We start from the raw sequence: 25973 nt of genomic DNA on the forward strand, positions 1-25973 counted from the left end.
GTACGCGCCTGGGAAAACGGCGGGGCCGCCGCACCCCGACGGGTGCGGCGGCCCCTGTTTCACGTGAAACAAGCGGGTGTTTCACGGGAAACACGCACACCGGGCATATGGGCGGCTATCCGCTCGAACCCCAGATGGTGCCACCACCGGGCCCATTGTTACCGGGGTCTCCCTCCGTCGCACTGGTCGAGGGCGAGGGCGACGGACTTCCGTCCCCGCCGGCGGTGTCATTGCCGCCGTTCTTGTTGCCGTTGTTGTCCCCGTTCTCGCACTGCCAGTCGAAGACGCCACAGGTGTCGGTCGGTGTGGGCGACGGACTGGTCGGGGTCTGGCTCGGCGACGGGCTCGGCGACGGGCTCGGCTTCTCCGTCTTGGAGGGCGTCGGAGACGGGCTCGGCGGCGGAGTGTCGTTGATGACCTCACCGATGGGTTCCGGAGTCGGGAACTTCTTCGCCGGCTGGCCCTTCAGGGCCTGCTCCATGTAGTCGTGCCAGATCTCCGACGGGAACGACGCACCGTGGATCTTGTCCTGGTCACCCGTTCCGTACATCTCCAGGAACGTGCGGTTCTTGATGGACTCGTCGTCCGGGTAGCGGAACATGCTGATCGCGGTCGACAGCTGCGGGGTGTACCCGACGAACCAGGCCGACTTGTTGCCGTCCGTGGTACCGGTCTTGCCCGCCACCTCACGGCCCGGCAACTGGGCGTTGGAACCCGTGCCGTCCTCGACGACGGTCTTCAGGACGTCGGTGACGTTGTCCGCGACCTTCGCGGTGAAGGCCTGCTCGACCTTCGCCTTGTCTTCGTGCGAGTAGATCTGCTCGCCCTCCCGCACCACCTTCGTGACGGAGAAGGGAGCACGCTGCTTCCCGCTGGCCGCGAAGGTGGCGTACGAGCCCGCCATGCGGATCGCGCTGGGGTCCGAGACACCGATGGAGAACGACGGGTAATTGGTGCCCGTCAGACTGTCCTCCAGGAGGCCGGCACTGACCGCGGCCTCCTTCACCTTGTCCAGGCCGACGTCCATTCCGAGCTGCACGTAGGCGGAGTTCACCGACTCCCGCATGGCCTCGCGCAGGTCGATCTTGTAGTCCGGCGGATCACCGAGCGAGTCCTTGCCGTCGTTCTCCTGGCGCCACTGCTCGCCCTTCTCGTTCGTCCAGATCGTCCCGTCGTAGTTCTTGATCTTGAGGTCGTTCTGGCCGCTGTAAAGGCTCTTCGGGGAGACGACCGTGCGCTCGTCCTGGGGCTGGTCCTCGGGGCCGTCGGGATCGCGTACGCCCCACTTCATCGCCGCCGCGAGCACGAACGGCTTGAACGTCGAACCGACCTGCGCACCGGTCACGTCGGCGTTGTTGGTGAAGTGCTTGGTCGCGTCGGCGCCGCCGTAGATGGCTTCGATGGCACCCGTCCCGGGGTTCACGGACGCCCCGCCGAACTGCACGTGGGTGTCGGTCTTGGGACGCTTCTCGGGCTTGATGTTCGCCTTGTAGACCTTCGTGACCGCGGCTTCGAGGTCCTGGACCTTCTTCTTGTCGAAGGTCGTGTGGATCTCGTAGCCGCCCTGGTCCAGCTGGTCCCGCGTCGCGACGCCTTCCTTGATCAGGGACGCCCTGGCGAGGTCGACGAGGTAGCCGATCTGGCCGCCCAGCTGGGTGTTCGACCGCGGGTTCTGCACCGTGGGGAGCTCGGTGTACTTGTCGCGCTCCGCCTGTGCCAGGTGCCCGTACTCGACCATCTTGTCGAGGGTGTCCTGCATCTGCGTGAACGCGCGCTTCCTGTTGGCCGCGGGGGTGGCGGCCGGGTCGATCGACGTGGCACCCGCGGGGTCGTAATAGGTGGCGCCCTTGAGGACGGCCGACAGCAGAGCGCACTCGCCGGGACTCAGGTCGACGGCGTCCTTGTTGAAGTACGCCCGCGCCGCGGCCTGGATGCCGTAGGCCCCGCGGCCGTAGTAGGCCGAGTTCAGGTAGCCCTCGAGGATCTCGTCCTTGTCGACCTCGGCACCCACCTTGACCGAGACCAGGATCTCCCTGACCTTCCGGGACACCGTCTGCGACTGGTCCTCCAGCATCGCGTTCTTGACGTACTGCTGGGTGATGGTCGATCCACCCTGCGTCTCGCCGCCCCGGGCCATGTTGAACACGGCACGGGCGATGCCCTTGGGGTCGATGCCGCTGTCGGAGTAGAACGTCTTGTTCTCCTGGGAGATGACGGCGTTCTGCATCGCCTTGGGGATCTGGGAGAGCTTGATCACCTGACGGTTGCGCTCACCACCGGTGGCGACCATCACCTCGCCATTGGCCCAGTAGTACACGTTGTTCTGCGCCTTCGCCGTCTTGGCGACGTCGGGGATGCCGACCATGGCGTACGCGATGCCCGCGACGGCCACCAGGCCGCCGAAGAACGCGATGCCGAGACCCGAGACGAGCTTCCAGGACGGCACCCAGCGCTGCCATCCGTCCCGGTCGCCCCGGGGGTAGTCGATCGGCCGCTTCTTGCCCGAAGCGGTCACCCGGCCCCGTCCGGGACCACTCGCGGCGCCACCGGCCCGCCGGCCGCCGCGGGCCGGCTCGGCCGCCCTGCGGCGACCGCCTCCGTTCCGTTGTGCCGCGCGCCGGGCCTCGGCACGGCCCCCGTAGGGGCGCTCCTCGTCCTCCGGACCGTACGAGCCGGACGGAGACCCTGTGGCGCCTCGCGGTGCCGCGCTGCGGCCGGAGGACGAGCCGGACTGACCGCGTCGGGCCGCGGCACGTCCGCCTCCCTGCGGCTGCGGCGGTTTGCGACGGTGCTCGCTCATCGAACGACTACTCCTCGGGCAGGCGCACCTTTGCGCGCCTGGAAAAGGCGGCTGGTTTCCGGTCCCCCCGAAGTACGGATGCGGCCCCTACCGCATTCACCCGTACTGCACCGGGGACGAGGACGCCCCCACGCGTCACACGGTTCCCGGCAGTCTGCATGGCGCACAGACTACGCACCGCCAAAACCCCCGAGCTCCGAAGTTCACCTCAAATCAGGCAACTTGCTCACGATGAATCACCGATGTGATCCCGTTCACCAGTACACCTCTTGTCGCATGCGGAAGGTCGTTCTATCGTCGTGATGTATCGAGCCGATACATCAGCGCGGCATAAGGACGAGAGGAGGCGACGATGAGCCGGCGTTCCGGCATCCTCGAGTTCGCCGTACTCGGCCTGCTCCGCGAATCCCCGATGCACGGCTACGAGCTGCGCAAGCGGCTCAACACGTCACTGGGTGTGTTCCGGGCCTTCAGCTACGGGACGCTGTACCCCTGCCTCAAGACGCTGGTCGCGAACGGCTGGTTGATCGAGGAACCGGGGAACATCGGCGAGGCCGCCGCCTCCCTCACCGGGCGTCGCGCCAAGATCGTCTACCGGCTGACGGCCGACGGTAAGGACCACTTCGAGCAGCTCCTCTCGCAGACCGGCCCCGACGCGTACGAGGACGAGACCTTCGCCGCTCGCTTCGCGTTCTTCGGGCAGACGTCGCGCGACGTGCGCATGCGCGTGCTCGAGGGGCGGCGCAGTCGGCTGGAGGAGCGCCTGGAGAAGATGCGGGCCTCCCTGGCCCGCACCCGGGAGCGCCTCGACGACTACACGCTCGAGCTCCAGCGCCACGGAATGGAGTCCGTGGAGCGCGAAGTGCGCTGGCTGAACGAGCTCATCGAGAGCGAGCGGGCGGGGCGGGACCTGCGGGGTCCCGCCGCCGAGGGGACCGCTCAACAGGACACGACATCTGGAGCGACGGGCGGCCTGCCCCGGCCCGGGGACGACCCCCGGCCGGATACGCCCGGCGACACCGCCACGTGAGCGCCCAGTCAGGGCCTCACTCGTACACACAGGGAGCAACCGGAATGGGTTCGGTTCGCGTAGCCATCGTCGGCGTGGGCAACTGCGCCGCATCGCTGGTGCAGGGCGTCGAGTACTACAAGGACGCCGACCCGGCGGCCAAGGCCCCGGGCCTGATGCACGTCCAGTTCGGCGACTACCACGTCCGTGACATCGAGTTCGTCGCCGCCTTCGACGTGGACGCCAAGAAGGTCGGCCTCGACCTCGCGGACGCCATCGGCGCATCCGAGAACAACACCATCAAGATCTGCGACGTCCCGAACAGCGGCGTCCAGGTCCAGCGCGGCCACACGCTCGACGGTCTCGGCAAGTACTACCGCGAGACCATCGAGGAGTCCGCCGAGGCCCCGGTCGACATCGTCCAGATCCTCAAGGACAAGCAGGTCGACGTCCTCGTCTGCTACCTGCCCGTCGGCTCCGAGGACGCGGCGAAGTACTACGCCCAGTGCGCCATCGACGCCAAGGTCGCCTTCGTCAACGCCCTCCCGGTCTTCATCGCCGGCACCAAGGAGTGGGCGGACAAGTTCACCGAGGCCGGCGTGCCGATCGTCGGTGACGACATCAAGTCGCAGGTCGGCGCCACCATCACGCACCGCGTCATGGCGAAGCTGTTCGAGGACCGGGGCGTCATCCTGGACCGCACGATGCAGCTGAACGTCGGCGGCAACATGGACTTCAAGAACATGCTCGAGCGCGACCGCCTCGAGTCCAAGAAGATCTCCAAGACGCAGGCCGTCACCTCCCAGATCCCCGACCGGGACCTCGGCGAGAAGAACGTCCACATCGGCCCGTCCGACTACGTGGCCTGGCTGGACGACCGCAAGTGGGCCTACGTCCGCCTCGAGGGCCGTGCGTTCGGCGACGTCCCGCTGAACCTTGAGTACAAGCTTGAGGTCTGGGACTCCCCGAACTCGGCCGGCGTCATCATCGACGCCCTGCGCGCCGCGAAGATCGCCAAGGACCGCGGCATCGGCGGCCCGATCCTCTCTGCGTCGAGCTACTTCATGAAGTCCCCGCCGGTCCAGTACTTCGACGACGAGGCCCGCGAGAACGTCGAGAAGTTCATCAAGGGCGAGGTCGAGCGCTGAACGCGCCCGACTGAAGTCCGCTGAAGGTCCCTGGGTCGCACGACCCGGGGACCTTCGCGTATGTGAGGCTGTGCCCCATGGCCGTCGTCCGTGACCTGCGCGTCCTGCTGCGTCTGAAGGGGTTCCGGCGCCTGCTCGCCGTACGTCTGCTCTCCCAGGGCGCCGACGGCGTCTACCAGGTCGCGCTCGCCACCTACGTCGTCTTCTCGCCGGAGAAGCAGACCTCGGCCGCCGCGATCGCCTCCGCGATGGCCGTCCTACTGCTCCCGTACTCCCTGGTGGGCCCCTTCGCCGGGGTCCTCCTGGACCGTTGGCGCCGCCGCCAGGTCTTTCTGTACGGCAACCTGCTGCGCGCCCTGCTCGCCTCGGTGACCGCGGTACTGATGGTCGCCTCCGTCCCGGACTGGCTCTTCTACGTCTCCGCCCTGTGCGTCACCGCCGTCAACCGCTTCGTCCTCGCGGGCCTGTCCGCGGCGCTGCCGCGTGTGGTCGACGCGGAGCGCCTGGTGCTCGCGAACTCCGTCTCACCGACGGCGGGCACCCTGGCGGCGACGGCCGGTGGTGGCCTGGCCTTCGTCGTGCGCCTCGTGGTCGCCGACTCCGACGCCGCCGTGGTGCTGCTCGGCGCCGCCCTGTACCTGTGCGGCGCGCTCGCGTCGCTGCGGATGGCGGTGGAGCTGCTGGGTCCCGACCGTGCACTGGTGCACCCTCGGCTGGCGTCCGCGCTCGCCGGCACGGCCCGGGACCTGGCGGCCGCCGTGCACCACCTCCTCGCGCCCGCACGCCGGCGGGCGGCCTGGTCGCTCGTCGCCATGGCCCTGATGCGGTTCTGCTACGGCGCCCTGCTCGTCTTCCTGCTGATGCTGTGCCGGTACGCCCTCACGTCGGACACGGACGAGGGCCTCGCGCTGCTGGGACTGGTCCTGGGAGTCTCCGGCGCCGGGTTCTTCGCCGCGGCGGTGATCACACCCTGGGCGGCCGGGCGACTCGGCACCGGCCGCTGGATGGCCGTGTGCGCGGGGGCCGCCGCGGTGCTGGTCCCGGCTCTCGGGCTGCCGTTCGCGACCGCGCCCCTGCTCGCCACGGCGTTCGTCCTGGGGCTGACGACCCAGAGTTCGAAGATCGCGACCGACACGATTGTGCAGTCATCGGTCGACGACGCCTTCCGTGGCCGGATCTTCTCCGTTTACGACGTGCTGTTCAACGTCGCCTTCGTCGGTGCCGCCGCGGTGGCCGCGCTGATGCTGCCGCCTGACGGGCGATCGGTGCAACTGGTCGTCACCGTCGCCGCTGTCTACGGAGCGGTTGCAGTCGCTATGGCCCGTTTTGGCAGCCATTAAGTGTCACATCAGCGCCACAGACCCCCACCGGCCTACAGAGATGTCGGTGGGGCCCGGTAACTTACGTGCGTCTTACTCGCGCCATGTTCGCGTCATGCACCCATGTTTAGGGGGACCCCCAGTGACCACTCCGCCGCCCCAAGGCAACCCGTTCGCACCGGGCCAGCCGCAGGCCCCGCAGCAGCACCCCCAGGGGCAGAACCCCTACGCACAGGGTCAGCCGGGCTTCCCACAGCAGCCCGGCCAGCCCGGCTTCCCCCAGCAGGGTGTCCCGTACGCTCCGGTTCCCCCGCAGCAGCCGCAGCGCAAGGTCAGCTTCAAGCTGATCAAGAACATCGTCATCGTCATGGCCGTCATCAGCGCGGTCGTTGGCGGTTACATCGCCAGCCGCGACGACGCCGACACAGCATCGGTCGGCGACTGCATGCACCGCGGCAGCACCGACGACAACGACCCGGACCTCGAGGTCGTCGACTGCGCGGACTCGAAGGCCCAGTACGAGGTGCTGGCCAAGATCGAGGGCTCGTTCCTCACCGACACGATGGCGCAGAGCAAGTGCGAGGCCGCGGCCAAGGACTTCCAGTACGTCTACACCGAGAGCGGTGACGGCAAGGACTTCCTGCTCTGCCTGAAGGACTACAAGAAGTAGGGCAGCCACGTCGTCCGTGACGAAGGGGGCGGTGTTTCACGTGAAACACCGCCCCCTTCGTCTGCTCGCGTCACGTTTCACGTGAAACATGACGCGGGCCCGCGCTCAGCCCTCCTGGTCGGCCCACCACTTCTTGAGAGCCGCCACCGCGGCCTCGTGCCCCATGGGCCCGTTCTCCAGGCGAAGCTCCAGCAGGTACTTGTACGCCTGGCCGACGACCGGCCCCGGCCGGACACCCAGGATCTCCATGACCTGGTTGCCGTCCAGGTCCGGACGGATGGCGTCCAACTCCTCCTGCTCCTGGAGCTTCGCGATCCGCTCCTCCAGCCCGTCGTACGCCCGCGAGAGCGCGGCAGCCTTGCGCTTGTTGCGGGTCGTGCAGTCCGAGCGGGTCAGCTTGTGAAGGCGGTCGAGCAGGGGGCCGGCGTCCCGGACATAGCGGCGGACCGCCGAGTCCGTCCACTCGCCCGTGCCGTAACCGTGGAAGCGCAGGTGCAGCTCGACCAGGCGTGAGACGTCCCTCACCAGGTCGTTGGAGTACTTGAGCGCGGTCATACGCTTCTTCGTCATCTTGGCCCCCACCACTTCGTGGTGGTGGAACGAGACCCGGCCGTCCGTCTCGAACCGGCGCGTACGCGGCTTGCCGATGTCGTGCAGCAGGGCGGCCAGACGGAGAACCAGGTCGGGGCCCTCGGCCTCCAGGGCCATCGCCTGCTCCAGGACGATGAGCGTGTGGTCGTAGACGTCCTTGTGCCGGTGGTGCTCGTCCCTCTCCAGACGCAGGGCGGGCAGCTCGGGCAGGACATGCTCGGCGATGCCGGTGTCCACGAGCAGGGTCAGTCCCTGGCGGGGATGAGCGGAGAGGACGAGCTTGTTCAGCTCGTCCCGCACCCGCTCGGCGGAGACGATCTCGATCCGCCCGGCCATGTCCTTCATGGCCGTGACGACCTCGGGGGCCACCGTGAAGTCGAGCTGGGCGGCGAAGCGCGCGGCCCGCATCATCCGGAGCGGATCGTCCGAGAACGACTCCTCGGGGGTGCCGGGAGTCCGCAGCACACGGGCCGCGAGGTCGGCGAGCCCGCCGTGCGGGTCGATGAACTTCTTCTCCGGGAGCGCCACGGCCATGGCGTTCACGGTGAAGTCCCGCCGGACGAGATCCTCCTCGATGGAGTCGCCGTACGACACCTCCGGCTTGCGCGACGTACGGTCGTACGCCTCCGACCGGTAGGTGGTGACCTCGATCTGGAAGCCGTCCTTCTGCGCTCCGACCGTGCCGAACGCGATGCCGACCTCCCAGACGGCGTCCGCCCACGGCCGCACGATCTTCAGGACGTCCTGCGGCCTGGCATCGGTCGTGAAGTCCAGGTCGTTGCCGAGGCGGCCGAGCAACGCGTCCCGGACCGAGCCGCCGACCAGGGCGAGAGAGAACCCGGCCTCCTGGAAGCGGCGGGCGAGGTCGTCGGCGACAGGCGCCACCCGCAACGGTTCGCTCACCGCGCGAGGCTGCGCCTGACTCATGGCACTGGGGTTGACTTCGTTGGCGTTCGGCACAACAGGACAGGGTACGTGGCCTCGGCGGACGAGGTCGCCTCCCTCGTCCGTGCACCCGGACGCCCCCTCTGCCGACTCGCCCCTCTCTATAGAGGTACATACGGGGCAGCCCGTGTCGCGGCCGATCTTGTGGCGTACTCCGCGGCACTTCCCCTCGGCGCACATCGTTACCATGCGGGGACGCACATTCCGACGACCACTGACACGACGAGGGACGGGCGAGCGCGTGGCCGAGGCGGCAGACTTCCAGGGGACCAGTGCCTCACCTGCCCGCCGGTGGCTCCGGCGCACCGCGGCACTGCTCGCCGGGGCGCCCCTGCTGTCCGGCCTGCTCCAGCTGCCCGCCGGCTCCGCGTACGCCGACGGACAGGAGACCGCCCGGGCCGATTCGGACTCCGGATCGGTGGCCGTCGCCGTCGACTCGCTCACCCCGTCCGCCCCGACCGACGGGGACACGGTGACCGTGTCCGGCACCGTGACCAACCACGGCAAGCAGCCGGTCACCAAGGCCCATGTCGGACTGCGTGTGGGACCGGAGATCAACACCCGCTCGTCCGTCGACACGATCGCCAAGGACGGCACCGATCTCTCGGGATCCGTCCCTCCGGAGATCGACGACAAGTACACGACGAAGTTCGCCGAGCTCGCCCCCGGCGTCGCGGAGCACTTCAACATCTCCGTCCCGGTCGACGACCTGGACCTCGGCGAGGACGGCGTCTACGAATTCGCCGTCTCGCTCTCCGGGCAGACCTCGGCGCAGCCGTGGGAGCAGCTCCTCGGCATCCAGCGCACCTTCCTGCCCTGGAAGCCCGACGCGACCGGCCAGAAGACGAAGACGACGTATCTCTGGCCCCTCGTCTCGCGCACCCACATGGCGGCCGAGACGGGTCCCAACGAGGAACAGACACCCGTCTTCCTGAACGACGACCTGGCCGAGGAGATCTCTCCCGGAGGCCGCCTGAACCAGATGGTCACGCTGGGCAAGGACCTCGACGTCACCTGGGTGGTCGACCCCGACCTGCTCGCCTCTGTCGACGCGATGACGGGCAGCTACCGGGTCCGCAACGGGGACGACACCGTCCGCGGCACCCATCAGGCGGTCGCCAAGCAGTGGCTAGCAGACCTCCAGGACGCGGTGGCCGACAAGGAGGTCGTCGCACTGCCCTTCGCCGACCCCGACCTCGCCTCGCTGGCCCACAACGGCACGAACATCGCCGGCTCGCTGAGCCAGCTGAAGGAAGCCACGGACGTCGTCGACAACACGGTCACGCCGATCCTCCACGTGAAACCGAGCAAGGACTTCGCCTGGCCCGTGGAGGGCGCGGTCGACCGGTCGATCGTCAAGGTCGCCACCTCGGCGGGCGCCGACAAGGTGATCGCCCGCAGCGACAGCCTCCAGGAGACCAACGGCCTGCCGTACACCCCTTCCGCCGCCCGCCCCATCGGCGGCGGGATCACCGCCGTCGTCGCGGACGCCCGGCTGTCCACGGCGTTCGAGGGCGACCTCACCAAGGCGTCCTCGTCCACCCTCGCGGTGCAGCGGTTCCTCGCCCAGAGCCTGGCGCTGGGGCTCCAGACCGGCAAGCAGCGCAGCATCGTCGTCGCCCCGCAGCGCACGCCCTCCGGCAACCAGGCCCGCGCGATGGCCGAGGCGCTGACAGCGCTCCGGGACGGCCCCTGGTCGCAGTCCCAGAAGCTGTCGGAGGCCGCCACGGCCAAGCCCGACCCCGACGCCACCACCAAGGTGCCGGGCACCTCCTCGTACCCCTCGGCCCTGCGCAAGAGGGAGCTGCCGCGGTCGGCGTTCACGCAGATCGCCCAGACCCAGGACAAGCTCGACAACTTCAAGGTCGTGCTGTCGGACCCGTCCCGGGTGGTAACGCCCTTCGGACGGGCCCTGAACCGGGAGATGTCCGCGTCCTGGCGGGGCCGGGCCGCCGAGGCCGGGTCGTTCCGCGCCGGCGTGAGGGCGTACCTCGACGGGCTGACCGGGCGGGTCAGACTGATCGACAAGTCGGAGACGAAGCTGTCGGGCCGCAGCGCCACGATCCCCGTGACGGTGCAGAACAACCTGGTGCAGGACGTCGGCCCCCTGGTGCTCCGGCTCACCTCGACGAACCCGACGCGCCTCGAGATCGACGGCGCGGCCTACCAGGAGCGGCCGGTCTCCGTCTCCGGAGGCCACAGCCAGTCGGTGAAGTTCACCACGTCCGCCAACGCCAACGGCCGGGCCACGGTGATCGCCCAGCTGTACACGACGGACGGGCGGCCGTACGGCCAAGCCGTCACCTTCGACGTGAAGGTCACCGAGATCACGGCCACGGTGATGCTGGTCATCGGCGGCGGTGTCCTGCTCCTCGTGCTCGCCGGTTTCCGGATGTACACGCAGCGCAAGCGGGCTGCCGCCCGTGCGGCCGGCAAGGGCGACAACGGCGAGGGCCAGGCAGCCGGGAGCGACGAGGACGATCCCGAGGACCCCGATGCCCCCGAGAACTCCGGCGACCCGGAGGCGCGTGCCACGGAGTCCGGGGCGCGCTCCCGGACAGGCGGCTCCGAGCAGCCGAGTGACCCGGCACCGGACACCGCAGCGGAAAACGCCGACCCTTCCGGCACGGGTGAGAGAGTGGACCGTTGAGGATGTCGTGGCCGGTCGGCCCGGGACGATGAGGTGGGGTAACCATGAACGCGCCGTACGACGGTGACCGCGGTGGGGCCGTGGACGGCTCGGGCCACCCCGAGGGCCCCGTGCCCGACCACGGCCGGACGCCGCAGCAGCCGCCCGCGGACATGTACCTCCAGGACGCCTACGACCAGGATCCCTACCGGGCGCAGGACCTGGCCGCCCAGGACCCGGTCTCCGAGGCGCTCTACGACCGCGCGGCGCACCCGCCGCCGCCCCCGGGCACGTACCCTCCGCAGCAGCCCTTGTACGGCCCGCCCGCCCAGTCGCCGTACGCCCCCGACCCACGCGTCTGGGCCCAGACCCCGGCACCCGAGCCGGAGGGCCCCACCCAGTACCTGCCGTACGGCGACGACCCGCGCACGACCCAGTTCGTCGGCGTGGACGACCTGGTCACCCAGGCCGGCGAGCAGCGTCACGAGCCCGACGCCTTCGCCCACCTGTTCCGGGACCAGCAGCAGGGGGGCGGCCACCCGTCCTACGACGACCAGGCGCCGGTTGCCTCCCCGGCGCCCGGCCCGGGCCAGTACGGCGGCGCCCAGGGCCCCGGCCCCTACGCGAACACCCCGGCCCCCGGCCAGTACGGTGCTCCGGCTCCGGGCCAGTACGGGGCCGGAGCCGCGGCCCCCGGGCCGTACGCGGCTCCCGCGTCGGGCCAGTACGCGGCGGCTGCCGCTCCGGAAGCGGCCGAGGCGCCCGTACCGGAGACCGAGTCCGCCGCCACGCCGGCCTCCGCCCCCAAGAAGGGCGGCCGTGCGGGCGGTCTGCTGAAGTCCAGCGCCGTGATGGCGGCGGGCACGATGGTGTCCCGGCTGACCGGGTTCATCCGCTCCGCCCTGATCGTCTCGGCACTCGGCGTGGGCCTGCTCGGCGACACCTTCCAGGTCGCCTACCAGCTGCCGACCATGATCTACATCCTGACCGTCGGCGGCGGCCTCAACTCCGTCTTCGTGCCGCAGCTGGTGCGGGCCATGAAGGACGACGACGACGGCGGCGAGGCCTTCGCCAACCGCCTGCTGACGCTGGTCATGGTGGCGCTCGGCGTGCTCACCGCGATCACGGTCTTCGCCGCGCCCCTCCTGATCCGGGTGCTGTCCAACCCCGTCGCCAGCAACCCGGCGGCGAACGAGGTGGGCATCACCTTCGTCCGCTACTTCCTGCCCTCGATCTTCTTCATGGGTCTGCACGTGGTGATGGGGCAGATCCTCAACGCCCGCGGCCGGTTCGGCGCGATGATGTGGACCCCGGTCCTGAACAACATCGTCATCATCGTCACCCTGGGGATGTTCATCTGGGTGTACGGAACCGCGGAGACCTCCGGGATGAAGGTCACCAGCATCCCGCCGGAGGGCCAGCGTCTGCTCGGCATCGGCGTGCTGCTGGGCCTCGTCGTCCAGTCCCTGGCGATGATCCCGTACCTGCGCGAGACGGGCTTCCGGCTACGGCTGCGCTTCGACTGGCGGGGCCACGGACTCGGCAAGGCGGTCACCCTCGCCAAGTGGACGGTCCTGTTCGTCCTCGCCAACCAGGCGGGCGCCATGATCGTCATCCAGCTCTCCACGGCCGCGGGCACGGCGTCCCCCGTGGACGGCACCGGCTTCGCCGCCTACGCCAACGCACAGCTCATCTGGGGCCTGCCCCAGGCCATCATCACGGTGTCCCTGATGGCCGCCTTGCTGCCGCGGATCTCCCGCTCGGCGTCCGAGGACGACGGCGGCGCGGTCCGCGACGACATCTCCCAGGGTCTGCGCACGACGGCCGTCGCCATCGTGCCGGTGTCCTTCGGCTTCGTCTCGCTCGGCATCCCGATGTGCACGCTCATGTTCGGCTCCTCGGGCACCAGCGAAGCCACCAACATGGGCTACATGCTGATGGCCTTCGGTCTCGGCCTCATCCCCTACTCCGTGCAGTACGTCGTCCTGCGTGCCTTCTACGCCTACGAGGACACCCGGACGCCCTTCTACAACACGGTCATCGTGGCCGCGGTCAACGCTGCGGCGTCCGCCCTGTGTTACTTCCTGATGCCCGCCCGCTGGGCCGTGGTCGGCATGGCCGCCGCCTACGGCATGGCGTACGCGATCGGCGTCGGCGTCGCCTGGCGCAGGCTGCGCAAGCGGCTCGGCGGGGACCTGGACGGCACCCGGGTGCTGCGGACGTACGCCCGGCTGTGCATCGCGTCCGTCCCGGCCGCCCTGCTCAGCGGTGCCGCCTGCTACGGGATCGGCCACACGCTCGGCCAGGGTGTCGTCGGATCGCTGGCCGCCCTGCTGGCCGGCGCGGCGGTCCTCTTCGGTGTCTTCTTCGTCGCCGCACGCCGGATGCGGATCGAGGAAGTCAACTCACTGGTCGGTATGGTGCGCGGACGCCTGGGACGCTGAGACCGGGGGTAGGCGCACAACCATCGTCCGTCCCCGTGTGTCGTGCATAGCGGCGGACTGTGGGCACAATTGGGTTCGGCGTCGGGCTGCGCGCATCGGAAGTCGGTCGGCGTGCATCGAATGGGGAGGCAGGAACGACGGTGGCGGAACGGAGCACAGCTGCCGTCGACGTGGCAGACAACAGCGGTGAGAAGCCGCTGACCGCACAGGCGGACCAGTCCACGGCCGACGGGGTGGCCAACAACCGGGAGCGGGACACGGACAGCGACGAGGCTCAGGGAAGCCCCAAGAGTGAGGAGTCCGGCAAGGCCTCGCCTCCCGAACTGCACAGCGGGCACAAGCTGGCCAGACGCTACCGCCTCGAGGAGTGCGTCACCCGTCTGGACGGCTTCAGCAGCTGGCGCGCCGTCGACGAGAAGCTCCGCCGCGCCGTCGGGGTCCACGTCCTGCCGGCGGACCACGCGCGGGCCCGTTTCGTGCTGGCCGCCGCACGCTCCGCCGCCCTTCTCGGTGATCCGCGTTTCGTCCAGGTACTGGACGCCGTGGAGGACAACGACCTCGTCTACGTCGTCCACGAATGGCTCCCCGACGCGACCGAACTGACCGCGCTCCTCGCCGCCGGACCGCTCGACGCGTACGACGCCTACCAGATGGTCAGTCAGGTGGCGTCCGCGATGGCAGCCGCCCACCGCGAGGGCCTCGCCCATCTGCGCCTGAACCCCAACGCGGTGCTGCGCACCTCGACGGGCCAGTGGCGGATCCGTGGACTGGCCGTCAGTGCCGCACTGCGGGGCATCAGCTCCGACACCCCGCAGCGCACCGACACCGAGGCCATCGGCGCCCTGCTGTACGCCACGCTCACTCAGCGCTGGCCGTACGAGAGCGACGCCCACGGCATGGCGGGCCTGCCCAAGGACATCGGTCTGATCCCGCCGGACCAGGTACGCGCCGGTGTCCACCGCGGCCTCTCCGAGCTCGCCATGCGGGCGCTCGTCAACGACGGCGCCACCGCCTCGCGCCACGAGTCCCCGTGCACCACGCCGGAGGAGCTGGTCAAGGCGATCGGCGAGATGCCCCGCATCCGCCCGCCGGAGCCGGCGTTCACCGCGCCGCCCGCGTATCAGCACACCTCGTACCAGCAGGGCACCTACGGCCGTCCGGCACCGCACCCCGGCATCACCCAGCCGGTGCCGGCCCCGCCGCCCCCGCTGCAGAGCCGCACCGGCAAGGCGCTGAAGTGGACCGTCTCCGCCCTGCTGATCGCCGCACTGGGCCTCGGCAGCTGGCAGCTGGCGGACGCGCTCATGGAGCGTGGTGGCAAGGCCGACGACCAGAACCGGACCCAGACCACGGACACCGACGACAAGAGCCCGAAGATCCCGGTGTCCGGCAAGCCGGTCGCCATCAGCGGTGCCCGGGACTTCGACCCCTTCGGTGACCAGTCCGAGAAGCCGTCCGAGATAGAGAAGGTCTACGACGGCAGCCCTTCGACGTACTGGCAGACGGACTACTACCTCAGTTCCGACTTCGGCCGCCTCAAGTCGGGGGTGGGCGTCATCGTGGATCTCGGCAAGGTCCAGCAGGTCGGAAAGGTGACTGTCACCTTCGTCGGCAGTACGTCCGTCGAACTGCGCAGCGCGGGCGCGGACGCCACCGCGGAACCGGCGTCGTTCGACGCCTACGACAAGGTCGCCGAGGGCTCCGGAACGACGGTGGAGCTCAAGCCCGACAAGGCTTTCCAGAGCCGGTACCTGCTGGTGTGGCTCACCGATCTGCCGAGGCAGGCGGACACCGGGGAGTGGCGCGGCCGACTGGCGGACGTCAAGGTGACCAGCTGACGGCATCTGCCGCGAGGAGAGGTGTTGATGGCCGACGCCACGAGTGGCGAGGGCGTAACGGATCAGGACCTCCTCGCCCGGCATGTGGAGGGTGATCCGGACGCCTTCGGTGAGCTCGTCCGCCGGCACCGGGACCGGCTCTGGGCAGTCGCCCTCCGTACCCTGGGGGACCGCGAGGAGGCCGCTGACGCGGTCCAGGACGCGCTCGTCTCCGCCTACCGGGCCGCGCACACCTTCCGAGGTCAGGCGGCCGTCACTACGTGGCTGCACAGGATCACGGTGAACGCCTGCCTGGACCGTGCCCGCAAGGCCGCCTCCCGCAAGACCGCCCCGGTCGACGACGCCGAACGCCTGGAGCAGTTGCTGGAGCCGCACGAGTCCGCGTCGGCCCCCGCCGAGCGCAACGACCTGCACCGCCAGCTCGTCGAAGCCCTGGGCACTCTGCCGGCCGATCAGCGGGCGGCTCTCGTCCTCGTCGACATGCAGGGCTATCCCGTGGCCGAGGCCGCACGCATTCTCGACGTACCGGTCGGCACCATCAAGAGCCGGTGCGCCCGTGGCAGAGCCAGACTTCTGCCGCTGCTCACCCACCTGCGCCCGGAGGGCAACGGTGGCGACGAGAAGCCCGGCTCCGAGCGGAACCGGACGCGGGGCGCATCCGTCCCACCCGCAGCGGGACCGCACCGGACGGGCCCACCGGAAGCAGGCCAGAGCGATTCAGCCGCAGTGAAGGGCGGAGGTGGACGAGCGTGACGTCGTCGACGACAGAGACGGCCGGGCATCCGGACGTCGCGGAGATCTCCGACCTCGCCGAAGGCCTCCTCCCGCCCTCGCGGACCACGGACGTACGACGGCACCTGGAGACCTGCGAATCCTGCGCGGACGTGTACGCGTCCCTGGAGGAGATCCAGGGTCTGCTCGGCACGCTGCCGGGGCCGCAGCGGATGCCCGGGGACGTGGCGGCCCGCATAGACGCCGTCCTCGCCGCCGAGGCACTGCTGAGTCCGGCCGCTCCGGCGACGTCGACAGCCGATGAAGGCGAGAGCCCCGCCCCGGACCGCGCGCAGGTTTCACGTGAAACATCGACGGCGAACCGCCCCTCCGGACGCGCCCGCACCGCCACCACCGGCCCGGGCCGCAAGGACCGCAGGCGATACGGACGGCGCAGGATCGCCGTCCTGGGGGCCGTGGCCGCGGCGGCCGCCCTGGGGATCGGCTCCGTGATCGTGTCGTCGGTCACGGGAGGCAGCCCGTCCGAGGGCACGGCCCAGGGGCAGCAGACCGCCCCCGTGGACACCTTCGCCGAGGCGAAGCTGCAGAAGCAGGTCGCCGGCCTCATCGCCGACGGACAGAGCCCGCGGAGCGGCTCGCGCACGCCGCGCAGCTTCGGCACGGAGTCCGAGACGGAGAACCACGTCTTCACCCAGCCGGCCGTTGTCGTTCCCGAGTGCGTGCAGAGGGCCATCGGCCGCGGCGAGGCGGCGCTCGCCACGGAGGAGGGCGTCTACAAGGGCAAGGAAGCCCTGCTCGTGGTGCTGCCCGACGCCCTCAACGACAGCCGGGTCACCGCCTACATCGTCGACTCGGCCTGCGTGGCCCAGCCCGCCGTCGGCAAGGCCACCGTGCTTCTCCAGCACTCCTACGCACGTCCCTGAGACACCCGCCCCCCTCGCCCGCCGTGTGCCCGGACACAGCGGGAATGCGCGCCCCTTAGGATCCGTTGGGTGGGGTGAGAGCACCGACAGAAGCTCTACCCGGCATCGAAGACGCAGTCCAGAGACGAGGAATCAAGCCGTGAGCGACGTCCGAAACGTGATCATCATCGGCTCCGGGCCCGCCGGCTACACGGCGGCGCTCTACACCGCGCGCGCGTCGCTGAAGCCGCTGGTGTTCGAGGGCGCCGTCACCGCGGGCGGCGCGCTGATGAACACCACCGAGGTGGAGAACTTCCCGGGCTTCCAGGACGGCATCATGGGCCCCGAGCTCATGGACAACATGCGCGCCCAGGCCGAGCGCTTCGGCGCCGAGCTGGTGCCGGACGATGTCGTCGCCGTGGACCTCACCGGTGAGATCAAGACGGTCACCGACACCGCGGGCACGGTCCACCGGGCGAAGGCCGTCATCGTCACCACCGGGTCTCAGCACCGCAAGCTCGGCCTTCCGAACGAGGACGCCCTGTCCGGCCGTGGCGTCTCCTGGTGCGCGACCTGCGACGGCTTCTTCTTCAAGGACCAGGACATCGCCGTGATCGGCGGCGGTGACACCGCCATGGAGGAGGCCACGTTCCTCTCCCGGTTCGCCAAGTCCGTGACGATCGTCCACCGCCGCGACACCCTGCGTGCCTCCAAGGCGATGCAGGAGCGAGCCTTCGCCGACCCGAAGATCACGTTCGTCTGGGACAGCGAGGTCGCCGAGGTCCAGGGCGACCAGAAGCTCTCGGGACTGAAGCTGCGCAACATCAAGACCGGGGAGCTCTCGGACCTGGCGGTGACCGGCCTGTTCATCGCCATCGGCCACGACCCGCGCACCGAGCTCTTCAAGGGCCAGCTCGACCTGGACTCGGAGGGCTACCTGAAGGTCGAAGCCCCCTCGACCCGCACCAACCTGACTGGCGTCTTCGGCGCCGGTGACGTGGTCGACCACACCTACCGGCAGGCGATCACCGCCGCCGGCACCGGCTGCTCCGCCGCCCTCGACGCCGAGCGCTTCCTCGCCGCGCTCACCGACGAGGACAAGGCCGAGCCCGAGAAGACCGCTGTCTGACCCCCATCCGCCTCCCCCACCAACCAGTTAAGGAGCCCGCCGTGGCCGGCACCCTGAAGCAAGTGACAGACGACTCCTTCGAGCAGGACGTCCTCAAGAGCGACAAGCCCGTCCTGGTGGACTTCTGGGCCGCCTGGTGCGGACCGTGCCGCCAGATCGCGCCGTCCCTCGAGGCGATCGCCGCCGAGTACGGCGACAAGATCGAGATCGTCAAGCTGAACATCGACGAGAACCCGGGTACGGCCGCCAAGTACGGCGTCATGTCCATCCCGACGCTGAATGTCTACCAGGGTGGCGAGGTCGCCAAGACCATCGTCGGCGCCAAGCCCAAGGCCGCGATCGTTCGCGACCTCGAGGACTTCATCGCCGACTGATGTTTCACGTGAAACACGAATGGGCCGGCCCGCCTGGGCCGGCCCATTCGTGTTGAGCCCTCTGGTGGGCCACCCTCACAGCGGCCGTAGCGCCGGCTCCTTCTGGACGGCCCCGAGCAGACGGTCCAGTGCCATCTCCACGTCTTCCTTCCACGAGAGCGTGGACCGCAGCTCCAGCCTCAGCCGCGGATGGCACGGATGCGGCCGGACCGTCTTGAAGCCCACGGCCAGCAGGTGATCCGCCGGCAGCACACAGGCTGGTTCCTTCCAGCGGGCGTCCCCGAAGGCCTCGATCGCCTTGAAGCCCCGCCGCAGCAGGTCCTTGGCGACCGTCTGCACCATCACTCGTCCCAGCCCCTGACCCTGGTAGCCCGGCATCACGAAGGCCGTCATCAGCTGCACCGCGTCCGGAGAGACGGGACTGGTGGGAAACGCCGTCGAGCGCGGCACATAGGCAGGAGGGGCGTACAGCATGAAGCCCACCGGTACGTCGTCGACGTAGACCACCCGACCGCAGGACCCCCAGTCCAGCAGGACGGCCGAGATCCAGGCTTCCTTCTCCGTGGCGGACGTCCCCGCCGTTACCGCGGCCTCGCCGCTGACGGGGTCCAGCTCCCAGAAGACGCACGAGCGACAGCGCTGGGGAAGGTCCTGAAGGTTGTCCAGCGTGAGCGGTACGAGCCGACGCCCCATGAAGGCTGTTCCTCGCTTTCCTCGCCCGTCGCGTCACGGGCGGCTGTGAGAGCACTCCGTTCCCTGAGGAGGCTGCCGATGAATCCACCGACCGCGCCCAGCCCCAGTCCCGCGCTCACCAGTCCGATGCGGCTCATCATTCGCATGGCCCCTGCCTGCCTCTCAGAGGTACTGCCGGGTGACTGCGCCGTCTCGAACGCATCGTATCCACGATGCGAGGGAGTGAGCACCGGCAGAAGGCAAAGGGCGGGCCGTGTTCCGGTATGCACCGGACACAGCCCGCCCCTAGTCAACCGGATCACCGTCAGATGATCCACCTGTCCGGAGTCAGGACTCGGACTCCTCGGCCTCACCGGCCACGAGGCCCTTCTGCAGCACGGGTCCCTCGCCGGGAGCGAGGCTGCCCAGAATCCGTTCGAGGTCTTCCAGGGAGGCGAACTCCACGGTGATCTTCCCCTTCTTCTGGCCGAGGTCGACCTTCACCCGCGTCTCGAAGCGGTCGGAGAGCCGGGTCGCCAGGTCGGACAGTGCCGGAGAGACGAGAGCACCGGCTCGCGGCCCCTTGACCCGCAGCGGCTTCTGCGGCCGGGAGCCCATCAGGGTCACGATCTCCTCGACCGCCCGCACCGAGAGGCCCTCGGCCACGATCCGGTGAGCCAGCCGTTCCTGCTCCTCGGAGTCCTCGACGGAGATCAGCGCGCGAGCGTGCCCCGCCGAGAGCACTCCTGCGGCCACACGATTCTGCACCTTCGGGGACAGCTTCAGCAGACGCAAGGTGTTGGACACCTGCGGACGGGACCGCCCGATGCGGTCCGCCAGCTGGTCGTGCGTGCAGTTAAAGTCCTTGAGCAGCTGGTCGTAGGCGAAGGCCTCTTCCAGCGGGTTCAGCTGGGCGCGGTGCAGGTTCTCCAGCAGCGCGTCCAGCAGGAGCTGCTCGTCCTCCGTGGCGCGCACGATCGCCGGGATGGCTTCCAGGCCCGCTTCGCGGCTGGCCCGGAGACGACGCTCACCCATGATGAGCTCGTAGCGCCCGGGGCTAGTCTGCCGGACCACGACCGGCTGAAGGAGACCGACCTCCTTGATGGAGGTGACCAGCTCTGCGAGGGCGTCCTCGTCGAAAACCTTGCGAGGCTGCCGCGGGTTCGGAGTGATCGAGTCCAGAGGCACTTCCGCGAAGTGAGCCCCCAGGGGAGGCGCGGGCATGCCCGCTGCGGCCGACGGCGCCGAGTCCTCTGTTTCACGTGAAACAGAGGACAGTGCGGCCACCTTCGCAGCCGCCACTCCCCGGTCGTTGGGCAGCGCGGGCACCGCCGTGGGGGAAGCGGACGTCGCATTCCCCAGGGCTGCCGAGGCCACCGACTTCTCGGTCGGGGCTGCGGGAATCAGTGCACCGAGACCACGGCCCAACCCCCTTCGTCGCTCACTCACTGGATCCCCTCCACCATGCTCGGATCGTTCTGTGCGCCGGCGTGTGCCTGAGTCGGGTCGTAGTTGACCCCCACACCCCTCAGCGCGATCTCGCGTGCCGCCTCCAGGTAGGAAAGGGCACCGCTCGATCCTGGATCGTAGGTCAGCACCGTCTGCCCATAACTCGGGGCCTCCGAGATACGGACCGAGCGCGGGATGCTCGTCCGCAGGACCTCTTCGCCGAAGTGGCTGCGCACCTCGTCCGCGACCTGTGACGCCAGCCGCGTACGGCCGTCGTACATGGTGAGCAGGATCGTCGAGACATGCAGGGTGGGGTTGAGATGCCCCCGCACCAGATCGACGTTGCGCAGCAGCTGGCCCAGTCCTTCCAGCGCGTAGTACTCGCACTGGATCGGGATCAGTACCTCCTGGCCCGCGACGAGTGCGTTGACCGTCAGCAGACCGAGGGAGGGCGGGCAGTCGATGAGGATGTAGTCCAGCGGCTGCTCGTACGCCTGGATCGCGCGCTCCAGCCGGCTCTCCCGTGCCACCAGGGAGACCAGCTCGATCTCCGCGCCGGCGAGGTCGATGGTGGCGGGGGCGCAGAAGAGGCCCTCGACGTCGGGAACCGGCTGGACGACTTCGGAGAGCGGCCGGCTCTCGACCAGTACGTCGTAGATGGACGGAACGTCGGCGTGGTGGTCGATCCCCAGCGCAGTGGACGCGTTGCCCTGCGGGTCGAGGTCGACGACCAGAACGCGGGCTCCGTGCAGCGCCAGCGACGCGGCGAGATTGACGGTCGTCGTCGTCTTGCCGACGCCGCCCTTCTGGTTGGCGACCACGATCACGCGGGTCTGCTCGGGCCGGGGCAGGCCTTCGCCGGCTCGACCCAGAGCCTCCACCGCCAACTGGGCAGCTCGACCGATGGGAGTGTCGTCCATCGGAGGCGGTGTTTCACGTGAAACATCCGCCCCCGTCGACTCGGTGCGGGGACCGGGGACCGGATCGGTCATCGGTCCCGCGATGTTGGCGTCGGACCGCAAGGATTCACTCTCCTCGACTTCAGGCTCGCATTGAACAGAGCCTCCCATGCCTTCGGGGTCGTGAACCAGTGAGGCTTGGCGTTCTGTGGAGAAATCCACCTCTGTGGACAACTCCGTACCCCGCAGGGGGGCCGAAGCCTCGGGAGAGTCCGGTTCCTCCGCCAGGGACCCGAGGGGCCTCTGATCGCGGGGTTCGGCCGCGGCGCGACCCCGACTGATGATGCCGTGCAGCAGTGAGCGACGTTTCACGTGAAACACGATGCACAGCACCCGGGGGTGAACTGCCGCGACACTCCGGCATACGTAGAGCGGGAGGCTTGTGTGGAGTACGCCGGACCGTCAGGACGACCCGGCGTTACCGCGTGATCAGCCGCGCCGTCGGCGTGCCCGTCCCGTCCGGGCCGCCTTGGCCCGCTTGGCGGCGAAGCGCACGCCTCCGGGGCTCTCCCCGACCTCGACGCGCACCACGGTGGACTGGGGATCCACGACGCCTTCCCCCACGTGCAGGATCGACGTCTCCACCGCCCCCAGCTTGCTCAGCGCCGTGGCCGCGGCCTTGAGCTCCTCCTCGGCCGTATCGCCCTTGAGGGCGAGCATCTCGCCGTACGGGCGCAACAGCGGGATACCCCAGGTGGCCAGCCGGTCCAGGGGCGCGACGGCTCGGGCCGTCACGACGTGTACCGGTGGGACCTTGCCCATGACCTCCTCCGCCCGGCCACGCACGACGGTCACATGGTCCAGGCCCAGCAGCTCCACCACCTCGGTCAGGAAGGTGGTGCGCCGCAGCAGCGGCTCCAGGAGCGTGATCTTGAGGTCGTCCCGGACGAGCGCCAGCGGGATCCCGGGCAGGCCGGCACCCGAGCCGACGTCGCACACCGTCACCCCCTCGGGTACGACCTCCGAGAGCACCGCGCAGTTCAACAGGTGCCGCTCCCACAGGCGCGGGACCTCTCGGGGACCGATCAGGCCCCGCTGCACTCCCGCCTCGGCGAGCAGCTCGGCGTAGCGGACCGCGTCCGCATAGCGATCACCGAACACCTCACGCGCCTGCTCGGGCACAGGGGGAAGCTCCGCTGCCTCCGTCACGGGGGGACCGTCCTTCCGTACCGCATCGGCGCGCCGGGCGCCGATGCCAGAACCACCAGAACTATCAGGCTGACAAAATTCGGCCCCGCCTGCGCAACAGACGGGGCCGGAAACCGTGGAGACCGATCAGGCGGGAAGCACGACGACGAAGCGCTGCGGCTCCTCGCCCTCGGACTCGCTGCGCTGTCCCGCGGCCTTGACCGCATCGTGCACGACCTTGCGCTCGAACGGGGTCATCGGCTGCAGCCGCACGGCCTCGCCGGTGCTCTTGGCCTCTGCCGCGGCCTTCGCCCCCAGCTCGGAGAGCTCGGTGCGCTTCTTGGCCCGGTAACCCGCGATGTCGAGCATCAGCCGGCTGCGGTCCCCGGTCTCCCGGTGCACGGCCAGGCGCGTGAGCTCCTGCAGAGCCTCCAGCACCTCACCGTCCCGGCCGACCAGCTTCTGCAGATCGCGGCTGTTCGAGTCGCTGATGATCGAGACAGAGGCACGGTCGGCCTCGACGTCCATGTCGATGTCGCCGTCCAGGTCGGCGATGTCGAGCAGACCCTCCAGGTAGTCCGCAGCGATCTCGCCCTCCTGCTCGAGGCGAGTCAGGGTGTCTGCACCCTCGGCAGCGGCGGAGGTGGTGCCTTCCGTCACGGGATGGACTCCTTCTTACTTCTTCGACGGGGACTTGGGCCGCTGCGGGCCCTTGCGCTGTCCGGACTGGGCCTTGCTGCGGCCACCGCCGCCGGGCTTCTGAGCGGACTTCTTGGCGGCGGGCTGGGTGCCCGGCTTGGTGTCCTCCGGCTCGTCGGACTTGGTGAGCGAGGTCTTGGGCTCGGCCTCGCCGGCCGCCTTCGCGGACTGCCGCTGGGACTTGCTCTGCCGCTTGGGCTGCTGACGCTTGGGCGTGCCCGTGGTGACGGATGTACCGTCCTCGGTCTGTGCGGCGACGGCGGCGTCGCTCTTCAGCACGGTGCCGTCGGGCTGGGCCGCGAGACCCGCCTTGTTCAGACCGTTGATGAACTTGCGCTCGAACTCGTTGCGGTCCCGGCCCTTGGCCACGATCGCCTTCACGATGGCCTTCTCGCCGCGGCCACGCGTCTTGCCGTGCTCGGTGACGTGCTTGTGCAGGCGCTCCAGGTAGGCGGCCTGAGCCTTGGAACCCGGGGTCGGGTTGTTGCGGATGACGTACATCTGCTGGCCCATGGTCCACACGTTGGTGGTCAGCCAGTAGACGAGGACACCGACCGGGAAGTTGATACCGAAGACGGCGAACATGACCGGGAAGACGTACATCAGCATCTTCTGCTGCTGCATGAACGGCGTCTTCACCGTCGTGTCGACGTTCTTGGTCATCAGCTGGCGCTGGGTGAAGAACTGCGACGCCGACATCAGGACGATCATGATGGCGGTGACGACGCGGACGTCGGTGATGGTCGACCCGAGGGCTTCGACCTTGGACGAGCCGTCCGTGAACTTCGCCGCGAGCGGGGCACCGAAGATGTGGGCCTTCTGAGCGCTCTCCAGCAGGCGTTCGTTGATCACCCCGATGGTGTCGCCCGTCGCGATGCCGTTGAGCACGTGGTACAGGGCGAAGAAGAACGGGGACTGCGCCAGGATGGGAAGGCACGAGGAGAGCGGGTTGGTACCCGTCTCCTTGTACAGCTTCATCATCTCTTCGGACTGGCGCTGCTTGTCGTTCTTGTAGCGCTCCTGGATCTTCTTCATCTCCGGCTGGAGCGTCTGCATCGCGCGCGTCGACTTGATCTGCTTCACGAAGAGCGGGATCAGGCAGATGCGGATCAGAATCACCAGAGACACGATGGACAGGCCCCAGGCCCACCCGGTGTCAGGGCCGAAGATGGCGCCGTACACGCTGTGGAACTGGACGATGACCCAGGAGACAGGTGTCGTGATGAAGCTGAAGAGGCTGGCAATCGTGTCCACTAATCATGCTCCTTGGGCATGGGACTGGGTCTCTGCGGCCGGGCCCGAGGGACTGGACGGACTCGTGGGAGAAGCCTGTCCCTCGGTGGCCGGTTCGGCGGCGGAGGGCCCGCCCCTGCGTGCACGCCAGGCGTCACGCAGCATTTCGTGCCACCGCGGGCGCTTGCGCGGCGGAACATGGTCCACCCCGCCCAGCGACCACGGATTGCACCGCAGGATGCGCCAGGCGGTGAGTGCCGTTCCCTTGATGGCACCGTGCCGGTCGATGGCCGTGTAGCCGTAGTGGGAACACGACGGGTAGTACTTGCAGACCGGCCCGAGCAGCGGACTGATCGTCCACTGGTACAGCTTGATCAGGGCCAGCAGCGGGTACTTCATCGCGCGCCCCCTCCCAGTAGCCGCTTCAGGGCGGCGTCCAGGTCTCGGGCCAGCTGTGCATGGTCGGCGTCACCCGCACCGGGCAGCGCTCGTACGACTACCAGGCTACCGGGGGGGAACAGGTCGACCCGGTCGCGCATCAGATGGCGAAGCCTGCGCTTCACCTTGTTGCGCACCACCGCGCCACCCACGGCTTTGCTCACGACGAAACCCGCACGTGTCGGGGGAGCGCTCTCCCCAGGCGCGTGCGGGTCCGTGGCACCGCTTCGAAGGTGGACGACGAGAGCCGGGCGCCCGGCCCGGCGGCCCCGTCGTACCGCGGTCGCGAAGTCCTCGCGCCGCCTCAGCCGGTTCTCGGTGGGCAGCACGATGTCATGACCTGACCGGGATCAGGCGGACAGACGGGCGCGACCCTTGCTGCGGCGGGACGCGAGGATCGCGCGGCCGGCACGGGTGCGCATACGCAGCCGGAAGCCGTGGGTCTTCGCGCGACGACGGTTGTTCGGCTGGAAGGTGCGCTTGCTCACTCGGGGGCTCCAGAAAGATTCGGGGTTGGCGGGGTGCCGTCCTGGCTGTCACCGTGCGCCCACGAGTAGCTCTCGTCACGCCCGAGTGCACCGCTTTTTCGATCACCTTGGACGTGACCTGTGCCCATCGGAGGCAGGCGGCAGCAGCCATCGACAACTCGACCTGGTTACGGTACGTGAGACTGCGCCATTCGGTCAAACCAGAGGTGACCGAGGCACACTTGTCCACAGGCTGGGGACAACGACTTGAACCCTACCGGTCGCGCTGACTACCGTGACTGAACTCCGATTCGTTCCCTTATCCCTGCCCCACCCGAGTTTCATCCCGACCCGTCCCCGAATCACACCATCGAGGGACTCGTGAGAGAGCGTGCCCT

22 protein-coding genes are annotated in these 25973 nt (G+C 69.1%); 11 read left to right on the forward strand and 11 right to left on the reverse strand.

The window, feature by feature from the left end; genetic code table 11:
- Positions 1–115: 115 nt before the first annotated feature.
- Positions 116–2800 carry a transglycosylase domain-containing protein gene (locus tag AC0VYN_RS35160; RefSeq protein ID WP_475534220.1) on the reverse strand — a complete coding sequence of 895 codons (2685 nt, stop codon included), beginning with the start codon at positions 2798–2800 and terminating at the stop codon, positions 116–118.
- A 352-nt stretch (positions 2801–3152) separates the two neighbouring features.
- Between AC0VYN_RS35160 and AC0VYN_RS35165 the strand changes: the two genes are divergently transcribed.
- The 4 genes from AC0VYN_RS35165 to AC0VYN_RS35180 all read left to right on the forward strand — a co-directional run bounded on the left by AC0VYN_RS35165 (position 3153) and on the right by AC0VYN_RS35180 (position 6946).
- Positions 3153–3830 (forward strand): PadR family transcriptional regulator, encoded by a 678-nt coding sequence (locus AC0VYN_RS35165; protein WP_475534221.1) that lies wholly within the window; start codon positions 3153–3155, stop codon positions 3828–3830.
- Between the two features lie 44 nt (positions 3831–3874).
- A complete protein-coding gene (locus AC0VYN_RS35170; protein ID WP_475534222.1) occupies positions 3875–4957 on the forward strand; it encodes an inositol-3-phosphate synthase in 1083 nt (360 codons plus the stop codon).
- A 77-nt stretch (positions 4958–5034) separates the two neighbouring features.
- Positions 5035–6297, forward strand: a complete 1263-nt coding sequence (locus AC0VYN_RS35175) for an MFS transporter (RefSeq protein ID WP_475534223.1) — start codon at positions 5035–5037, stop codon at positions 6295–6297.
- 121 nt (positions 6298–6418) lie between these two features.
- The gene (locus tag AC0VYN_RS35180; protein WP_475534224.1) at positions 6419–6946 is read left to right on the forward strand and encodes an LppU/SCO3897 family protein; all 528 of its coding nucleotides are present in this window, start codon (positions 6419–6421) and stop codon (positions 6944–6946) included.
- A 105-nt stretch (positions 6947–7051) separates the two neighbouring features.
- Here AC0VYN_RS35180 and AC0VYN_RS35185 read toward each other — a convergent pair whose 3' ends face one another.
- Positions 7052–8497 carry a CCA tRNA nucleotidyltransferase gene (locus tag AC0VYN_RS35185; RefSeq protein WP_451688369.1) on the reverse strand — a complete coding sequence of 482 codons (1446 nt, stop codon included), beginning with the start codon at positions 8495–8497 and terminating at the stop codon, positions 7052–7054.
- Between the two features lie 226 nt (positions 8498–8723).
- Here AC0VYN_RS35185 and AC0VYN_RS35190 point away from each other — a divergent pair, with 226 nt between their 5' ends.
- The 7 genes from AC0VYN_RS35190 (at position 8724) to trxA (ending at position 18530) form a co-directional block, all read left to right on the forward strand.
- The gene (locus AC0VYN_RS35190; RefSeq protein ID WP_475534225.1) at positions 8724–11132 is read left to right on the forward strand and encodes a DUF6049 family protein; all 2409 of its coding nucleotides are present in this window, start codon (positions 8724–8726) and stop codon (positions 11130–11132) included.
- A 44-nt stretch (positions 11133–11176) separates the two neighbouring features.
- A complete protein-coding gene (gene murJ, locus AC0VYN_RS35195; protein WP_475534226.1) occupies positions 11177–13555 on the forward strand; it encodes a murein biosynthesis integral membrane protein MurJ in 2379 nt (792 codons plus the stop codon).
- Positions 13556–13695: 140 nt separating this feature from the next.
- Positions 13696–15393: a protein kinase family protein gene (locus AC0VYN_RS35200; RefSeq protein WP_475534227.1), complete on the forward strand. Its 1698-nt coding sequence runs from the start codon at positions 13696–13698 to the stop codon at positions 15391–15393.
- Positions 15394–15420: 27 nt separating this feature from the next.
- Positions 15421–16146, forward strand: a complete 726-nt coding sequence (gene sigM / locus AC0VYN_RS35205; RefSeq protein ID WP_386919683.1) for an RNA polymerase sigma factor SigM — start codon at positions 15421–15423, stop codon at positions 16144–16146.
- Entirely contained in the window at positions 16143–17048 is a 906-nt protein-coding gene (locus tag AC0VYN_RS35210; protein WP_475534228.1) for an anti-sigma factor family protein, read from the forward strand. Before sigM ends, AC0VYN_RS35210 begins: the two co-directional genes overlap by 4 nt.
- A 139-nt stretch (positions 17049–17187) precedes the next feature.
- Positions 17188–18156 carry a thioredoxin-disulfide reductase gene (gene trxB, locus AC0VYN_RS35215; RefSeq protein ID WP_451688380.1) on the forward strand — a complete coding sequence of 323 codons (969 nt, stop codon included), beginning with the start codon at positions 17188–17190 and terminating at the stop codon, positions 18154–18156.
- A gap of 41 nt (positions 18157–18197) precedes the next feature.
- Positions 18198–18530 (forward strand): thioredoxin, encoded by a 333-nt coding sequence (gene trxA, locus AC0VYN_RS35220; RefSeq protein ID WP_063482508.1) that lies wholly within the window; start codon positions 18198–18200, stop codon positions 18528–18530.
- A 75-nt stretch (positions 18531–18605) separates the two neighbouring features.
- Here trxA and AC0VYN_RS35225 read toward each other — a convergent pair whose 3' ends face one another.
- From AC0VYN_RS35225 to rpmH, 9 genes are all read right to left on the reverse strand, one after another.
- Complete coding sequence (locus AC0VYN_RS35225; protein ID WP_475534229.1) at positions 18606–19223, reverse strand: GNAT family N-acetyltransferase; 618 nt, start codon at positions 19221–19223, stop codon at positions 18606–18608.
- Between the two features lie 327 nt (positions 19224–19550).
- A complete protein-coding gene (locus AC0VYN_RS35230) occupies positions 19551–20651 on the reverse strand; it encodes a ParB/RepB/Spo0J family partition protein (protein ID WP_475534230.1) in 1101 nt (366 codons plus the stop codon).
- Positions 20648–21721 (reverse strand): ParA family protein, encoded by a 1074-nt coding sequence (locus AC0VYN_RS35235; protein WP_475534231.1) that lies wholly within the window; start codon positions 21719–21721, stop codon positions 20648–20650. The genes AC0VYN_RS35230 and AC0VYN_RS35235 overlap by 4 nt, the downstream gene beginning before the upstream one ends.
- Positions 21722–22039: 318 nt before the next feature.
- Positions 22040–22759 carry a 16S rRNA (guanine(527)-N(7))-methyltransferase RsmG gene (gene rsmG / locus AC0VYN_RS35240; RefSeq protein ID WP_475534232.1) on the reverse strand — a complete coding sequence of 240 codons (720 nt, stop codon included), beginning with the start codon at positions 22757–22759 and terminating at the stop codon, positions 22040–22042.
- 126 nt (positions 22760–22885) lie between these two features.
- Complete coding sequence (locus AC0VYN_RS35245; RefSeq protein WP_385464872.1) at positions 22886–23398, reverse strand: Jag family protein; 513 nt, start codon at positions 23396–23398, stop codon at positions 22886–22888.
- A 15-nt stretch (positions 23399–23413) separates the two neighbouring features.
- Positions 23414–24691, reverse strand: a complete 1278-nt coding sequence (gene yidC / locus AC0VYN_RS35250; protein ID WP_475534233.1) for a membrane protein insertase YidC — start codon at positions 24689–24691, stop codon at positions 23414–23416.
- 3 nt (positions 24692–24694) lie between these two features.
- Positions 24695–25069 carry a membrane protein insertion efficiency factor YidD gene (gene yidD / locus AC0VYN_RS35255; RefSeq protein ID WP_385464866.1) on the reverse strand — a complete coding sequence of 125 codons (375 nt, stop codon included), beginning with the start codon at positions 25067–25069 and terminating at the stop codon, positions 24695–24697.
- Entirely contained in the window at positions 25066–25437 is a 372-nt protein-coding gene (gene rnpA, locus AC0VYN_RS35260) for a ribonuclease P protein component (protein WP_318213578.1), read from the reverse strand. The genes yidD and rnpA overlap by 4 nt, the downstream gene beginning before the upstream one ends.
- A 21-nt stretch (positions 25438–25458) precedes the next feature.
- The gene (gene rpmH / locus AC0VYN_RS35265) at positions 25459–25596 is read right to left on the reverse strand and encodes a 50S ribosomal protein L34 (protein WP_003956500.1); all 138 of its coding nucleotides are present in this window, start codon (positions 25594–25596) and stop codon (positions 25459–25461) included.
- Positions 25597–25973 lie beyond the last annotated feature (377 nt).

This window comes from Streptomyces sp. 63XJN7_1_ISO-PGPR-S23-121 (assembly GCF_056173025.1).

Bases quoted from the DNA above. Each gene is read 5' to 3' on its own strand.
- AC0VYN_RS35160 (WP_475534220.1), bottom strand. From the start codon at position 2,800: ATGAGCGAGCACCGTCGCAAACCGCCGCAGCCGCAGGGAGGCGGACGT.
- sigM (WP_386919683.1), top strand. From the start codon at position 15,421: ATGGCCGACGCCACGAGTGGCGAGGGCGTAACGGATCAGGACCTCCTC.
- AC0VYN_RS35235 (WP_475534231.1), bottom strand. From the start codon at position 21,721: ATGGGAGGCTCTGTTCAATGCGAGCCTGAAGTCGAGGAGAGTGAATCC.
- AC0VYN_RS35165 (WP_475534221.1), top strand. From the start codon at position 3,153: ATGAGCCGGCGTTCCGGCATCCTCGAGTTCGCCGTACTCGGCCTGCTC.
- AC0VYN_RS35170 (WP_475534222.1), top strand. From the start codon at position 3,875: ATGGGTTCGGTTCGCGTAGCCATCGTCGGCGTGGGCAACTGCGCCGCA.
- AC0VYN_RS35225 (WP_475534229.1), bottom strand. From the start codon at position 19,223: ATGGGGCGTCGGCTCGTACCGCTCACGCTGGACAACCTTCAGGACCTT.
- AC0VYN_RS35175 (WP_475534223.1), top strand. From the start codon at position 5,035: ATGGCCGTCGTCCGTGACCTGCGCGTCCTGCTGCGTCTGAAGGGGTTC.
- murJ (WP_475534226.1), top strand. From the start codon at position 11,177: ATGAACGCGCCGTACGACGGTGACCGCGGTGGGGCCGTGGACGGCTCG.
- yidD (WP_385464866.1), bottom strand. From the start codon at position 25,069: ATGAAGTACCCGCTGCTGGCCCTGATCAAGCTGTACCAGTGGACGATC.